This window comes from Amycolatopsis sp. NPDC051758 (assembly GCF_044453095.1).
Lineage (GTDB): Bacteria > Actinomycetota > Actinomycetes > Mycobacteriales > Pseudonocardiaceae > Amycolatopsis.
Map to the genome: position 1 here is coordinate 487,489 of NZ_JBITCJ010000007.1, position 14,153 is coordinate 501,641.

Below are 14,153 nucleotides of genomic sequence, written 5' to 3' on the forward strand. Positions count from 1 at the left end.
CCGCGCCATGGAGAAATCACAGACACTGCTGGAAAAACTCACCCGCCTCCACGAAGAGTACGACGACCTCAACGCGAAAGTGATGAAGGAGACCGGCGGACGCGACCGCGAAGCGCTGCGCCGCCTGTCCGAAGTGGCGGGCGACCTGGCCTGCATCTACGAAGACGAGGGGCAAGAGATGCGGCGGGTGGCCCACGCTGCCTACGACCTGTCCCTCTCGACGTAACCCGTCTCTCCGCAACGCGCCCCCGCCGACGGCGCGGGAGCTCGGTCACCACTCCGGCCGGCTCCCGCGCCGTTTTCATGCCCGCCCACCGAAAGGCTCCGACATGCTGACGTTGGACGACCGTCTCGCCGCCCGTGTGCGCGCCCGGGACTACCAGGACTGGCGCAACAAGGTCCGCGCGGTCAACGGCTGCGCCCGCCCGATCCGGCTCTCCGGGGCCCACCAGCTTCAGGACGCCACCACCGGCCGCGTCCTGCACCACCACGGCGGCGACATCTTCGCCCCCTGCGGCAACCGCCGATCCGGAGTCTGCCCGGCCTGCTCCGACCGCTACGCCGCCGACGCCTTCCACCTCATCCGCGCCGGCCTCGTCGGTGGCCACAAGGGCATCCCCGAGTCCGTCAACGACCGGCCGCGCGCGTTCGTCACCCTCACCGCCCCGTCCTTCGGACCCGTCCACACCGCCCACGTCACCCGCAACGGGAAACGCCGGCCGTGCGGCTGCGGGGAGTACCACCACGACGACGACACCCGCATCGGCGGACCGCTGGACCCCGAGACCTACGACTACGTCGGCTCGGTGCTCTGGCAGGCTCACGCCGGCGTGCTGTGGCAGCGCTTCACGACGCGGCTGCGCCGGGAGATCGCCCGCCGCGCCGGCCTGAAGGCCCGCGAGTTCGCCGAGCAGGCGCGGCTGTCCTACGGGAAGGTCGCCGAATACCAGCGGCGCGGGCTCGTGCACTTCCACGCCGTGGTGCGCCTGGACGGCCCCGAGGGCGCGACGTCACCGGCTCCCGGGTGGGCGACACCGGACCTGCTCGAAGACGCCGTCTACGCCGCTGCTGGGGCCGTGCGTGTGCGCGTCCCGTACCCGGACGGCACCGAGCTGTGGCTGGCCTGGGGCACGCAGGTCGACGTCCGCCGGATCGAGCCGGCCGGGTCCGCCGAACTCGAAGACGACAACGGCCAGATCTCCGAAGCCCGGCTCGCCGCCTACATCGCCAAGTACGCCACCAAGGGCACCGGCAAGAGCGAAGCCGCCGACCGCCCGATCCGGTCCCAATTGGACATTGACCATCTGACGGTGACCGCGCATCACCGGCGCATCATCCAAACCGCGTGGGACCTCGGGGAGCTGTCGGCGTACGAGGATCTGAAGCTCCGCCGGTGGGCGCACATGCTGGCCTTCCGGGGCCACTTCCTCACCAAGTCGATGGCGTACTCCACGACGTTCAAAGCCATCCGCGGTGACCGCCGGGCCTTCCGGCTCGCCGAGACGCTCAAACGCCTCGGCCTCGACGACCGCGCCGACTCGATCGCCGTGGTCAACGACTGGCGCTTCGACGGAGCCGGCTACCGCGACGACGCCGAACGTGAACTGGCCGCCGGCATCGCCGAACGCATCCAAGACGACCGCAAACACAAATACAGCAAGGAACACCGCCATGAATGACCGTCTACTCAGCATCGAAGACCTGTCCACCTACCTCCAGGTCCCTGTGAACACGCTCTACCAGTGGCGCAAGACCGGCAAAGGCCCGGCCGGGTTCCGCGTCGGGAAGTACGTCCGCTACCGCCCGGGTGACGTCGACGCCTGGATCGACGGACAGGCGGCCTGCTGATGGCGCGCGTGTGGGTCTATGACCGCAGCAAGACCAAGGGGTTCGCAGACTCGGTTAAGGCGGCCAAGACGAGGGGGCGCACCCCGCCGGCCCGGTGGCTCGTCCGCTACTACGACCGCGCGGGCAAGCTTCGCTCGGAGGTCGCGCCGAACAAGGCCAAAGCGGAGGAGCGGCAAGCCGAGCTGACCGCGTCTCTGGCGGCCGGCACCTACATCGACCCAGACCACGCCAAGGTGACGGTGGGGGCGATGGCGGAGAAGTGGCTCACCACGCGACACGACCTCAAGAAGTCGACGTGGTGGAAGTACCGGGGCCTGCTCGACAACCACGTGTTGGTTCGGTGGGGCGACTTGCCGTTGACCGCCGTCGGGCGCGAGGACATCGCGCTGTGGGTAGCCGAGCTGATCCGGTCGAAGAGCGACGGCGGTAGCGGGTTGGGGCCGTCCCAGGCTCGCCACGCCTACCGAGTACTCGCGATGGTGCTGGAATGGTGCGTCCCGACCCGGATCTTGAGTAACCCGGCTCGCGGGGTGACGCTGCCGATTCGGCCGGAGGCCGAGCACGTGTACCTGACGTACGAACAGGTCGAAATGCTGGCGGAGGCGTCCGGGAAGCTGCGGACGAAGTACGACCGGCCGACAGCTTCGGCTGAGGCGAACAAGGCGCTGATCCTGCTCCTCGCGTACACGGGCCTCCGGTGGGGTGAAGCTGCCGCGCTACGAGTTGGACGTGTGGACCTCGCGAAGCGACGCATCCGCGTGGTGTCGACGTTCTTCGAGGTCGGGGGAGTGCAGCACGAGGGCCTGCCCAAGAACGGCAAGCGGCGGACGGTCTCCATCCCGGCGTCACTGGTTCCGGAGCTGCGCCGGGTGATCGGTGGCCGGCCGGACGACACGCTCGTCTTCACCACCGCGAGAGGTGGCTCGCTTCGCTCGCATAACTGGCGGACCCGGGAGTTCAATCCGGCGGTGGTAGCTGCCGAGCTCAAGGTCGCCGGGCTGACGCCGCACAAGCTGCGACACACCGCCGCGTCCCTCGCGATCGCGGCCGGCGCTGACGTGAAGGTCATTCAGCAGATGCTCGGGCACTCCGACGCCGCGATGACGCTCAACATCTACGGGCACCTGTTCCCGGACCGCCTCGACGAGGTGGCCGACGTGCTCGACGCCCGGCGTACCGCCGCGCTGGCAGGGATGGCCGCTTGATCCGGGACCCCGGGGCTGTGTGACATGTATGTGGCATGCCCCTGGGTTCTTGCCGTCCCGGGCGGACCATGGACATGAAAAAGGCCACCTCTACCTGCGTAGAGATGGCCTGTCCGTCGGGCTGACAGGATTCGAACCTGCGACCCCTTGACCCCCAGTCAAGTGCGCTACCAAACTGCGCCACAGCCCGGACCCGCACTCGCTGAGTGCGTGAAAGTACTTTAGCGTGCCCGCCAACCCGGCCCGCAACCAGGGCCCCCGATCCGCCTGACCTGCGGAAACAGGTCAGGCGGACCAGCACCCAAGATCAAGCCGAGTTGCCCGCGTGGGTCAGTGTCTGCCACGCGACGAACAGGTTGTTCGAGCCCGCCGGACGCTGGCGCTCCGTGAGCGTCTGCGTGTTCGCCATGGCGATGCCCAGGCGGCCGTGGAGGGCGTTGAAGCCGACCTCCGTCACCGGGCCGAGGCCGAGGTTCAGCTTGCCGCCGCAGAGCCACGATGGCACCGCTGTGCCCAGCTGGTACTTCGACTGGAAGCCCAGGGCCTGGCGCAGGCGCTCACCCACGTCCGTGCCGTAGACGTCCTGGCCCTGGATGCGGAGCGTCTCCGCCACGTCCGCGATCGCGGCGATGCCGTAGCCCGTGTGGGTGAAGTCGCGGCAGGTTTCCTGGGTGAGGCCGTCCACGAACGTTCCCTGGCCCTGCCAGTAGCCGACGATCTGGTCGCGCGTCGACAGGCCGCTGCCGGGGACCGTCTTCGGCAAAGAACCGTCCGAGGCGATGTACACGTAGGCCGCGACGCGATTGCGGTAGCGCGTAACCGCCTTGTCGAAGTTCGTCTTGTCCTCGAGGAACACCGAGATGCCTACCGCGGCCTCCATCATGGACAGTTCCCAGTTGCCGTTGCTGTTGCTGCCGTTGATGATTTTGTTCAGGTACACGTTGCGCAGCATCGTGCCGAAGCGGCCGGAGTTCGGCCAGCTCGTGTACGTGTACTTGATGATCTCCGCCGCGCGGGGCCAGGACGATCCGGCCCAGCCCGTCTGGAGCGGGGCGTTGCTGTTGGTGTGGTTGGTGATCGTCGCCGACCACGCGTCCATCAGCGCTATTGCCTTCTGTGCGTACCTCGCGTCGCCCGAGATGTACCAGATCAGGGCGTCCGTGTACGCCGCGATCGCGTCTTCGCGCTCGTCCGTGCAGCCGTAGTTCGGGTTCGAGTACGAGCCGCATTCGACGACCGAACGCGGCTTGGGGGTTCGCGAAAGCGATGCGTACGCACTCGCTTTGGCCTGGTCGTAAGCGGCTTTCCACGGCTGGGCGCCGGCGTTCACCTGCGCCTTGACGAAGTCCAGCTGCGGACGGCTGACCAGGACCCCGGGGTGGGTGAACGTCGCCGGCGCGGCGGGCGCGGGTGTGCTGATCAAGCCCAGGGCGAGCGGGACCAGGGCGGCGAGCGTGCAGACTTTTCTCAAGCGGGACATGGCTCTCCTCCGGACGACGGTGTGAGGTGGGTCACCAGCGCGCTGCGCCCAGTTTTATGGTCCAGACCACCGTCAGTCAAGACGAGAAGCCGCCTTTCTTCGTGTCGTGAAGGAAAGAACGAACAAAATGTTCAGCCCGCTGAACGGAAGGCGTTTTCCGTTCAGCGGGCTGAATAGCCGTACCGTTAGCCGAGACCCGCGCTGACCGCGTTCATCAACGTCCCGGTGTCACCCGACATCTCCCACGCCATCACGCCGAGCAGGCCGCGGGACTTCAGCCAGGTGGTCTTCAACCCGATCGACCACGCGTCGTCGAACGTCCACCACTGGCCGCCGTTGCCCGTGTAGCACGACGTCGCGACGGCTGCCGTGTCGTGGTACACCGTGCAGTTCGGGACACTCGCGATGAGGTTCGAATACCCGCGGGTGCCCGCTTCCTCGGCGAACTGGCCCGGCGCCGCGCCGGTTGCCGACTGCCACTCGCCGTTCTTGCCGCCCGCGGCGACGCCTTGCCAGCCGCGGCCGTAGAAGGCCAGGCCGAGCGTGAGCCGCCGTGGGTCGACACCCGCGTCCGTGTACGCGTTGATCGCGGCTTCCGCGCTGAAGTGGAAGTTGTACGGGTCGTCCGCGTCGGCGTACAGGTTGCCCTGGTGGCCGGTGCGGTTCGGCTCCCACGAGTTGTCGCTGCCGGAGCCGTGGAAGTCGTACCCCTGCACGTTCGCGACGTCGAGGTAGCTGAAGATCTTCGACAGGTCCCAGCCCGAAGCCACCTTGGCCGGGTCCGCCGGGGTGAACGCCTGCAGCTGGTAGCGCTTGCCGGTGGTCGCGCCGTACGCGTCGAGCTGCGTGCGGAACTCGGCCATCAGCGCGGTCAGGTTGTTCTTGTCGTTCGGGCTCCAGTGGTTGCCCGGGTGGCCGTCGGCGCTGCCGGGCCACTCCCAGTCGATGTCGATGCCGTCGAAGATCCCCGCCGCGGTGCCCGGGCCGCCCGCGCCGCCGTAGGCCGCGATGTTGCCCTTGATCCACGTGTCGACGCACGACGAGACGAACTTCTTGCGCGACGCGTCCGTGGCCGCGACGTCCGAGAAGTACTTCGAATACGTCCAGCCGCCCAGGGAAACGAGCACCTTCAGGTTCGGGTGCTTCGCCTTGAGCTTCTTCAGCTGGTTGAAGTTGCCGCGCAACGCCTCCCAGCCCGTGTCGGCCACACCGTCGACGGACTGCGCCGCGGAGAACGGCCGCGAGTAGTCGGCCTCGGCGTCGCCGGCGCCGTCACCCTGGTTCGGGTCCTGCGGGTTCGCCGTGGTGCCCTTCGTGACCCCGGACAGGCACGTGAGGTTCACCGGGTCGATGTTCTCGAACGCGTAGAGCAGGTGCGTCAGCTTCGACGCCGCGCCGCTCGTCTCGAGGTTCTTCACGAAGTACTGACGGCCGTAGATGCCCCACTGCACGAAGTAACCGACCTTCGCGTAGCCCGAAACGATGTCACCGGTCTTCGCGGTGACGGCGGCACTCGGCGCGGAAACGTTGTCGTAGCCGTCACGGGCGCGCACCGTGAAGGTGTACGAAGTGGACGGTGCCAGCCCGGTCACGACGGCGCTGTTCGTGGTCACCGTGGTGGCCAGCGCCGACCCGCGGTAGACGTCGTAGCTGACGACGCCGGTGTTGTCGGTGGACGCGGTCCACGTGAGCGACACCGAGGTCGCGTCGGCCGCCGTCGAGCGGAGACCACCGGGTGCGGTGGGCGCCTGCGTGTCGTCGGCCGGGTTGTTCGTGGTGACGGCCAGCGCGGCGCTCGCCGATGACGTGGTGCCCTTGGAGTCCTTGGCCTTCACCGTGAACGAGTACGCCGTGCTCGGCGTCAGCCCGCTGATCGTGGCGCTGGTCCCGGTCACCGACGCGGCCAGCGTCGTGCCCTGGTAGACGTCGTAGCCGGTCACCGGCAGCGAGCCGGCGGTGGAGGTGTTCCAGGCCAGGGCGACGGTCTTGGTCGTCTTCGCGACCAGGCGCAGGTTCGCCGGCGCGCTCGGTGGAGTGTCCGGGGAACCGTCGCAGTTGGCGTTGTCGACGCGGCACTGCGCCGGCGTCGCTGCCGCGCTGAGCCGGAAGGTCGGGCTGTACGGGTAGGTGTTGCGGCCCGGCGCCAGCGTCGCGATGTAGTACGCCGGCGTGAGGGTGACCTGGGTGCCGTTCTGGGTCACCGTGCCGTTTTCGCCGGTGGTGGCGGTGACGCCGGCGGGCAGGCTGAAGGTGATCGCCCAGTTGCTCACCGACGCGGTGCCGGTGTTGGCGACGGTGTAGGTGCCGGTGGTGCCGCTCATCGCCAGGGTGGCGGTCAGCGAACCGGCTGCGGCGGCAGGTGGTGCGAGCGCCGCGACGCCGCCGACTGCGATCAGTACGGCGGCGAGCGCGGAGCGTAGTCGTGCGGGAGTGCGTCTCATGGCGGTTCTCCAAGCGGCACGAAACAGACGGACGTGGTCTAGACCATGTCCGAAGGTAGCCCGGTGGGAGACAACCGGTCCAGACCACATCGATCAAGTAGCCCGGGCCCGCGCCCGAACGGCGGAAACCGTTGTCCGAACGGCGGTTCAGCGCCCCGCGAAGGTCGCCTTCCCGGGCCCGTCCGCGAGGAACGACTTCACGGCGTTGCGGAGGTCTTCGGTCTCGAAGAGCTCGGCGGCGATCGAAGTGATGTTCGCGTTCGCCTCCGGGATGCCACCGGCGGAGAAGTGGTCGAGCACGCGCTTGGTCGCGGCGTGGGCGCGGGTCGGGCCGTCGGCGAGCCGCTGGGCGAACGCCCGGGCCGCGGCGTCGAAGTCTTCGTCCGGCAGGATGCGGTTGACGACGTTCCAGCGTTCGAGCGTCGCGGCGTCGTAGGTGTCGCCGGTCATGACGAACTCCTTCGCCCGGCCGATACCCGCCCGCGACGCGAGCCGCTGGGTGCCGCCCATGGTCGGCGTCAGGCCGACGACCTTCTCGACGAGCCCGAACTTCGCCCGCGGCGCGGCCAGGATGATGTCGCAGGCCACGGCGACCTCGAACGCCCAGGTCAGGCACAGGCCGTGCGCCGCGAACACGGTCGGGAAGGGCAGCGCCGCGATCCGGTCCGGCACCGCCAGCATCGCGTCGAACAGCACCTTCGCCTCGGCCGGCGAGTTCTGCGCGTCGAACAGCGAGACGTCCACGCCGCCACTGACGATCTTGCCCTCGGCGCGGACGAGCAGCGCCCGCGCGGGGGACTCCTCGAGTGAGCCGATCGCCGAGGAAAGCGAATCCTGCAGCGAAGCCGTGTACAGGTTCAACGGCGGAGCGTCGACGGTCAGGACGGCGAGCCCGCCGTCACGATCGAGGCGGACCTGCTCAGTCATGTTCACCCTGCTTCTTCGGCTTCGACGATGTCGTCCCAATACTGCTGGGCCTCGGGGCGCCAGTCGACGTGTTTGTGATGGAACAGTTCGCCCGCTTTTGTGCCGCTCCACTTCGCCGGGAGGAGCTCGGCGGGCAGCTGCGGGTCGAGGAACGGGAACCGCCGCCACTCGTGCACCAGCTCGGTCTGGGCGCGCAGCACCGCCCGGCCGCCGGTGGGGTGCAGGCCGGTGAACCGGTCGATGAAGTCCTCGTAGCGGTCCTTCAGCTCGGTCAGGTCCCAGGACCGGGCGACCATGGACTCCTGCTCGCCGATCTCGCCGTAGGCCGAGGTGAACGACATCGCCTGGGCTTCGAGGCCGAGATCGTTGACGATCTGCTGGGCCTCCCGCTGGCGGCTCAGGTCCGGGCTGACCCACACGCCGGCCACCGGCGAGCCGAAGCCCGCCCAGGTCAGCCGGGTGCGCAGCCGGTGCCGCAGGTCGCGCTTGGCCTCCGGCACGGAGACGATCAGCATCAGCCAGCGCCCGTCCCAGCTGCGCTCCTCGCGGCCGAACGCGTAGATCCGGTCGGCGCCTTCGGTCAGCAGGCGCCGGCCCGGCGGCGTCAGCGACCAGCGCACGCGGCGCCCGACGCGCTCGGAGACCACCCAGCCTTCGGCCGCGGACCGGGCGAGGGCCTGCCGCGCCGACTTCTCCTCGATGTCGAGGATGCCCAGCACCTCGACGAGCATCGACGTCCAGACCGGCGTGTCACGCGGCAGCGCGTACTCGCCGAGCACCGTCATCAGCAGCGACCGTGCGCTCGCGTGGCTGACCTCGCGGCGCCGGCTCACCTGCGGGCGTGGCGCGGACGGGCGGCCTTCCCTCGGTTTCGGCCTGCGGCCGAGGGTGACCGGGGGAGCGGATTCGCCCATGCTGTTCACCGACCTCACTGCGCGGGGGTATCGACAACCGAACAGGTTACCCACACTGAGTGATCAAAGCGCCACCGGACACACACAGTCGGTGGCTTTGACCTTGATCTGACAGTTCACCACGTGGCCGTAGACTCGGCTACCTCATGAGCGCAACTCTCGTCGCGAAGGACCTGGCCGCGGGCCACGGTGACCGCACCCTCTTCTCCGGGCTCGACCTCGTGGTCGCGCCCGGCGACGTCGTCGGCCTGGTCGGGGTCAACGGCGCCGGCAAATCGACGCTGCTGCGGACCCTCGCCGGGCTCGCCAAACCGGACGGCGGGGAGATCCGGCTGAACCCGCCGACCGCCACCGTCGGGCACCTGCCGCAGGAGCCGGAGCGGCGGGAAGGCGAGTCCGTGCGGGCGTTCCTGGCGCGGCGCACCGGCGTGTCGGTGGCCCAGGCGGAGCTCGACGACGCAACCGAAGCGCTGACCGCGGGCGAAGCCGGTGCGGACGACCAGTACGCCGCCGCACTCGACCGGTGGCTCGCCCTCGGTGGCGCGGACCTCGACGAGCGCGCTGCGGAGGTGGCGGCCGACCTCGGCCTGGCCGTCGACCTGGATCAGCTGATGACGTCGCTGTCGGGCGGCCAGGCCGCGCGCGCCGGGCTCGCGTCGCTGCTGCTGAGCCGCTACGACGTCTTCCTGCTCGACGAGCCGACCAACGACCTCGACCTCGACGGGCTCGCCCGGCTGGAGCGGTTCGTGTCCGGGCTGCGGGCGGCGACCGTGCTGGTCAGCCACGACCGCGAGTTCCTCGCCCGCACCGTCGACCGGGTTGTCGAGCTGGACCTCGCACAGCAGCAGGTGAACGTCTACGGCGGTGGGTACGAGGCCTACCTCGAGGAACGCGAGGTCGCGCGGCGGCACGCGCGTGAGGACTACGAGGAGTACGCCGGGACGAGGTCCGCGCTGGAGTCGCGAGGGCGGATGCAGCGGGCGTGGATGGAGAAGGGTGTCAAGAACGCCCGCCGGAAGCAGCCCGACAACGACAAGTCCGCCCGCAAGTTCCGCACCGAGGCCACCGAGAAGCAGGCGTCGAAGGCGCGCCAGACCGACCGGATGATCGAACGGCTGGAGGTCGTCGAGGAGCCGCGCAAGGAGTGGGAGCTGCGGATGGAGATCGCCGCGGCCCCGCGGGCGGGCGCGGTGGTCGCGACCCTGCGCGGCGCGGTCGTCCGCCGCGGCGGGTTCACGCTCGGGCCGGTCGACCTGCAGATCGACTGGGCGGACAAGGTCGCCATCACCGGTGCCAACGGTTCCGGCAAGTCGACGCTCCTGGCCGCGATGCTCGGCCGGGTCGCCGTCGACGAAGGCAACGCCGCCCTCGGCCCCGGGGTCGTGGTCGGCGAGGTCGACCAGGCCCGGCAGTTGTTCCTCGGCGACGTCCCGCTCGCTTCGGCGTTCGCCCGTGAGGTGCCGGAGCTGCCCGACGCCGAGGTCCGGACGCTGCTGGCCAAGTTCGGGCTCAAGGCGGCGCACGTGCTGCGGTCCGCGGCGACGCTGTCGCCGGGGGAGCGCACGCGGGCGGCGCTGGCGCTGCTGCAGGCGCGCGGGGTCAACCTGCTGGTGCTGGACGAGCCGACCAACCACCTGGACCTGCCGGCCATCGAGCAGCTCGAGGCGGCGCTGGACGAGTATCCGGGGACGCTTCTGCTGGTGACGCACGATCGGCGGATGCTGGATGCCGTGCATGTCACCCGCCGGTTGGAAGTTGACGGTGGGAAGGTTCGCGAGCTGTGACGGCCTGTTTGCTTCGGTCGTGCGGCGAGTGAGCAGTGCTGTCGGTTCGGAGCGCCTTGCGGAAACGGTTCGGGAGCAGTGCTCTCGGTTCTGAACGGTGCTCGCGGCTTGGGGTGAGCAGTGCTCTCGAAGATGGGTGCTGCTCTGCGGGCCGCGCGGGCGAAGGGGAGCGGTGCTCTCGCTTCTGAGCACGGCGCGGGGCTGCGAGTGAGCGGTGCTCTCGGTTCGGCGCGCCTTGCGGAAGCTGCTTGGAAGCAGTGCTCTCGGTTCTGAACGGTGCTCGCGGGTAGGGGTGAGCGGTGCTCTCGAAGGATAGGTGCTGCTCTGCGGGCCGCGCGGCTGAAGGGGAGCGGTGCTCTCGCTTCTGAGCACGGCGCGAGGCTGCGAGTGAGCGGTGCTCTCGGATGTGAGCACCGCGGCGCAAAGCGGGGTGAGCAGTGCTCTCGCATGAAAGCACCGCTCAACCCTTCGTCGCTCCGCCGGTCAGGCCCTTGACGAACTGCTTCTGCAGTGCCAGGTAGAAGATCAGCACCGGCAGCGTGGCCAGGAACATCAGCGCGAACACGCTGCCCAGGTCGGCCTGGTACTGGCCGATCGAGCGGTAGATGCCGGTGGTGATCGTGGTGCCCTGGCTCGGGCCGAGGATGATCAGCGGGTCGATGAAGTCGTTCCAGATCCACACGCCGAGGAAGATCAGCACCGACGCCGTCGCCGGTCGTAGCAGCGGGAACACTACTCGCCAGAACACCTGCAGGCGGCTCGCGCCGTCGAGCAGGGCCGCCTCCTCCAGCTCCACCGGCACACCGCGGATGAAGCCGGTGAACACGAACACCCCGAACGGCACGTAGTACCCGACGTTGAACAGGATCAGCCCCTGCAGCGTCGCCATCAGGTGCGTGACGCGCAGGACGTCGGTGATCGGGATGAGGATGACCTGCGGCGGGATCATCAGCCCGGCCAGCAGCACCAGCGTCAGGACCTTCGTCCACCGCTTGCCCGAACGCGCGAGGTAGTGCCCGAGCATCGCCGAGAGGACCGTCAGCACCAGGATCGACAGCACCGTGACCACGACGCTGTTGGTCAGGCTGACCCAGAACAGCCCGTCCGGCCGGGTCAGCACCGCGTGGATGTTCGCCAGCGTCGGCGGCACGGGGAGGGACGCCGGTGCCGCGGCGATCCGGTCACCCTGCTTGAAGACGTTGGCCAGCACCAGGTACAGCGGCACGAAGAACACCGCGCCGACGACGAGCGCGGCCGTGGGCCGGACCCAGGAACGCGTCACAGGTCCACCTCCCGGCGGCGGAGGAAGTTGAGCACGACCGTCGTCACGAGCGCGACGATCACCAGCATCAGCACGGCCATCGCGGACGCGTAACCGACGTGGTTCGAGTCGAACCCGGTCTGCAGCACGTCGAACGCGATCGTCGCGGTCGCGCCGGATCCCGGGCCGCCGTTGGTGATCACCTTGACGTAGTCGTAGGTCTTGAACGCCGAGATCAGCAGCACGACCGTGGTGATCGTCAGTGACGGCGCGAGCAGCGGCCACGTCACCGCGCGGAAGCGGCGCACCGGGCCGGCGCCGTCGATCTCGGCGGCTTCCAGCAGCTCCGCCGGCACGCCCTGCAGCCCGGCGAGGTAGACCACGACGCAGAACCCGAGCATCTGCCAGCACACGATCGACGCGAGGGAGTACAGCGCGAGGTCCGGATCGGACAGCCAGCCGGGCGGGTGCTCGACACCCAGCGCGCGCAACGCGCTGTTGAGCGGCCCCTGGTCGTCGAGCAGCCGGGACCACACGATCGAAACGACGACTGAACTGAGGATCACCGGCGTGAAGAAAACGCTGCGCAAAGCGTTGTACAGCCAGCCTTTCCGATCCAGCAGCAGAGCCACGCCCAGACCCAGGACGTTCGGGACGATCACCACGACGAGCGTCAGGATCGTGGTCACCTTCAGCGCGGTGAGGAACTGCTCGTCGGTGAAGAGCAGCGTGTAGTTGTCGAGACCGACGAACTTCACCGGCGGGTTGAACGGGTTGTAGTTGGTGAGGCTGTACCCGAAGCTGATCAGGATCGGGGCCAGCACGAAAAACAGGTAGACGAGCACGCCCGGCGCGCCGAACGACACGAAGTGCCACACCCGCGGCAGGACCGGTTTGCGCCGCCTGCCGCGGGCGGGTGCCCGGCGGGTCTTCGGGGGAGCGGGCGGGGCGACGACGGCGGCCAAGGTCGTCAGCCCGCCTTCGCCCACTCGGTGTCCAGGAACGCGCACGCGTCGGCCACGGACTTGCGGCCGGTGATGACGTCCTGGGCGGCCTGGTCGACCTTGTCCTTCATGCCGGGCAGCAGCCCGTCGTCGGCGGTCTCCCAGCGGAAGGCGTGCACCACGGCGTTCTGTTGCACGGCTTGGGTGTAGAGGTCGTAACCGGCCTTGAAGACCGGGCCGACACCCGCCGGTGGGGTGTATCCCTTGATCGCGGGGAACAGGCCGTCGGCCTTGACCGACGCGTCGAGCTGGTCCTTGTCGAGCTGGAAGCCGAGGGCGAACTTCTTGGCGGCGTCGAGGTTCGCGGCCTTGGCGTTCACGATCATGCCGCCGCCGGTGTAGGCGGGGACGACGAGTTTTCCGTCCTCGGACGGGAAGTTGAACACGCCGACCTCGAAATCGTGCTTCTTCGTGTCGGCGTTGGCGGCGAACCAGTTGCCCATCGGGTACATCGCGCTCTTGCCGTCGAGGAACGCCTGCTCGGTCGCCGCGTAGTCGCGGGACACGCTGGTCTTGTCCACGTACCCCTTCGCGGCGAGGTCGGCCAGCTTGGCGAACGCTTTCTGGAACGCCGGATCGGTGAACTTCACCTTGTCCTGGCGGCGCTGGGTCAGCCAGTCCGGCACCGCGCCGTACACCTCGGTGCTGACCAGGCCGGAGAGGATCATCGACGAGGGAAAGCCGTCCTTGCCGCCGCCGATGGTGAACGGCGCGAAGCCCTTGTCCTTGAGCTTTCCGGCGTCGGCTTCGAGCTCGGCCCAGGTCTTCGGGGTCGTGGTGATGCCCGCGTCGGCGAACATCTTCTTGTTGTAGTAGACCGGCGGGATGGTCTGGGTGTTGGCCGGCAACTGGTAGTACTTGCCGTGGACCGGATTGGCTTCGGGGAACTGAAAGTCCTTGAGTTCCTCGGGTGTCCACGCGTACAGGTTGCCCGCCTCGGCGAAGCCCGCCGAGTCGACGGCGATCATCACGTCAGGGAACTGGCCGGACTGCAGCAGCTGCTTCGCGTACGACGTCCGCCCGTCGGCGGTCGGGGCGACGAGCTTCTTGACCTTGGTGCCCGGGTTCTTGTCGGTGACGCGCTTGATCGCGGCGTCCCAGTAGGCGGGGGTGAGGTTAGGGGTTTCGAACGTCAGGAAGGTGATCTCCGCGCCGCCGCCGCTGCCGGTGTTCGAGCCGACCGAGCACGCGCTCACCGCCAGGATCGCCGCCGCGCCCAGCGCCAAGGACCTTCTCATCGTGCCTCCCGCATGCCCCACCATATGTGATGTATGACGCATTCGATCGGA

The 14,153-nt window shown here is 68.8% G+C and carries 12 protein-coding genes and 1 tRNA gene; 5 read left to right on the forward strand and 8 right to left on the reverse strand.

Features of this window, described 5'->3' with window-relative positions; genetic code table 11:
- Window positions 1-7: 7 nt before the first annotated feature.
- The 4 genes from ACIA5G_RS32615 to ACIA5G_RS32630 all read left to right on the forward strand — a co-directional run bounded on the left by ACIA5G_RS32615 (window position 8) and on the right by ACIA5G_RS32630 (window position 3,053).
- Window positions 8-226, forward strand: coding sequence for a hypothetical protein (locus ACIA5G_RS32615; protein ID WP_395930158.1), 219 nt, complete (start codon window positions 8-10; stop codon window positions 224-226).
- A gap of 103 nt (window positions 227-329) precedes the next feature.
- A complete protein-coding gene (locus ACIA5G_RS32620) occupies window positions 330-1,679 on the forward strand; it encodes a replication initiator (protein WP_395930161.1) in 1,350 nt (449 codons plus the stop codon).
- Window positions 1,672-1,848, forward strand: a complete 177-nt coding sequence (locus ACIA5G_RS32625) for a helix-turn-helix transcriptional regulator (protein WP_395930163.1) — start codon at window positions 1,672-1,674, stop codon at window positions 1,846-1,848. The genes ACIA5G_RS32620 and ACIA5G_RS32625 overlap by 8 nt, the downstream gene beginning before the upstream one ends.
- Window positions 1,848-3,053: a tyrosine-type recombinase/integrase gene (locus ACIA5G_RS32630; RefSeq protein WP_395930165.1), complete on the forward strand. Its 1,206-nt coding sequence runs from the start codon at window positions 1,848-1,850 to the stop codon at window positions 3,051-3,053. The genes ACIA5G_RS32625 and ACIA5G_RS32630 overlap by 1 nt, the downstream gene beginning before the upstream one ends.
- Before the next feature lie 116 nt (window positions 3,054-3,169).
- On the opposite strand, the gene ACIA5G_RS32635 is transcribed toward ACIA5G_RS32630, so the two are convergent.
- The 5 genes from ACIA5G_RS32635 to ACIA5G_RS32655 form a co-directional block, all read right to left on the reverse strand.
- Window positions 3,170-3,243: transfer RNA gene (locus ACIA5G_RS32635), tRNA-Pro, on the reverse strand.
- Window positions 3,244-3,360: 117 nt separating this feature from the next.
- The gene (locus ACIA5G_RS32640) at window positions 3,361-4,533 is read right to left on the reverse strand and encodes an alginate lyase family protein (protein WP_395930167.1); all 1,173 of its coding nucleotides are present in this window, start codon (window positions 4,531-4,533) and stop codon (window positions 3,361-3,363) included.
- A 185-nt stretch (window positions 4,534-4,718) separates the two neighbouring features.
- Window positions 4,719-6,974 (reverse strand): glycosyl hydrolase family 18 protein, encoded by a 2,256-nt coding sequence (locus tag ACIA5G_RS32645; protein ID WP_395930169.1) that lies wholly within the window; start codon window positions 6,972-6,974, stop codon window positions 4,719-4,721.
- 147 nt (window positions 6,975-7,121) lie between these two features.
- Window positions 7,122-7,901 carry an enoyl-CoA hydratase/isomerase family protein gene (locus ACIA5G_RS32650; RefSeq protein ID WP_395930171.1) on the reverse strand — a complete coding sequence of 260 codons (780 nt, stop codon included), beginning with the start codon at window positions 7,899-7,901 and terminating at the stop codon, window positions 7,122-7,124.
- A gap of 2 nt (window positions 7,902-7,903) precedes the next feature.
- On the reverse strand, window positions 7,904-8,815 hold the full coding sequence (locus ACIA5G_RS32655; RefSeq protein WP_395930173.1) for a PaaX family transcriptional regulator C-terminal domain-containing protein: 912 nt from the start codon (window positions 8,813-8,815) through the stop codon (window positions 7,904-7,906).
- 146 nt (window positions 8,816-8,961) lie between these two features.
- Here ACIA5G_RS32655 and ACIA5G_RS32660 point away from each other — a divergent pair, with 146 nt between their 5' ends.
- Entirely contained in the window at window positions 8,962-10,599 is a 1,638-nt protein-coding gene (locus ACIA5G_RS32660; protein ID WP_395930175.1) for an ABC-F family ATP-binding cassette domain-containing protein, read from the forward strand.
- Between the two features lie 460 nt (window positions 10,600-11,059).
- Here the strand turns inward: ACIA5G_RS32660 and ACIA5G_RS32665 are convergent, their stop codons facing one another.
- The 3 genes from ACIA5G_RS32665 to ACIA5G_RS32675 are packed head-to-tail and all read right to left on the reverse strand — an operon-like array spanning window position 11,060 to window position 14,102.
- Entirely contained in the window at window positions 11,060-11,881 is an 822-nt protein-coding gene (locus tag ACIA5G_RS32665; RefSeq protein ID WP_395930177.1) for a carbohydrate ABC transporter permease, read from the reverse strand.
- Complete coding sequence (locus ACIA5G_RS32670) at window positions 11,878-12,849, reverse strand: carbohydrate ABC transporter permease (protein WP_395930179.1); 972 nt, start codon at window positions 12,847-12,849, stop codon at window positions 11,878-11,880. Before ACIA5G_RS32670 ends, ACIA5G_RS32665 begins: the two co-directional genes overlap by 4 nt.
- Window positions 12,831-14,102, reverse strand: coding sequence for an extracellular solute-binding protein (locus ACIA5G_RS32675; RefSeq protein WP_395930181.1), 1,272 nt, complete (start codon window positions 14,100-14,102; stop codon window positions 12,831-12,833). Before ACIA5G_RS32675 ends, ACIA5G_RS32670 begins: the two co-directional genes overlap by 19 nt.
- Window positions 14,103-14,153: the final 51 nt, after the last annotated feature.

Bases quoted from the DNA above. Each gene is read 5' to 3' on its own strand.
- ACIA5G_RS32645 (WP_395930169.1), bottom strand. From the start codon at position 6,974: ATGAGACGCACTCCCGCACGACTACGCTCCGCGCTCGCCGCCGTACTG.
- ACIA5G_RS32625 (WP_395930163.1), top strand. From the start codon at position 1,672: ATGAATGACCGTCTACTCAGCATCGAAGACCTGTCCACCTACCTCCAG.
- ACIA5G_RS32675 (WP_395930181.1), bottom strand. From the start codon at position 14,102: ATGAGAAGGTCCTTGGCGCTGGGCGCGGCGGCGATCCTGGCGGTGAGC.
- ACIA5G_RS32650 (WP_395930171.1), bottom strand. From the start codon at position 7,901: ATGACTGAGCAGGTCCGCCTCGATCGTGACGGCGGGCTCGCCGTCCTG.
- ACIA5G_RS32615 (WP_395930158.1), top strand. From the start codon at position 8: ATGGAGAAATCACAGACACTGCTGGAAAAACTCACCCGCCTCCACGAA.
- ACIA5G_RS32655 (WP_395930173.1), bottom strand. From the start codon at position 8,815: ATGGGCGAATCCGCTCCCCCGGTCACCCTCGGCCGCAGGCCGAAACCG.
- ACIA5G_RS32630 (WP_395930165.1), top strand. From the start codon at position 1,848: ATGGCGCGCGTGTGGGTCTATGACCGCAGCAAGACCAAGGGGTTCGCA.
- ACIA5G_RS32640 (WP_395930167.1), bottom strand. From the start codon at position 4,533: ATGTCCCGCTTGAGAAAAGTCTGCACGCTCGCCGCCCTGGTCCCGCTC.
- ACIA5G_RS32620 (WP_395930161.1), top strand. From the start codon at position 330: ATGCTGACGTTGGACGACCGTCTCGCCGCCCGTGTGCGCGCCCGGGAC.
- ACIA5G_RS32660 (WP_395930175.1), top strand. From the start codon at position 8,962: ATGAGCGCAACTCTCGTCGCGAAGGACCTGGCCGCGGGCCACGGTGAC.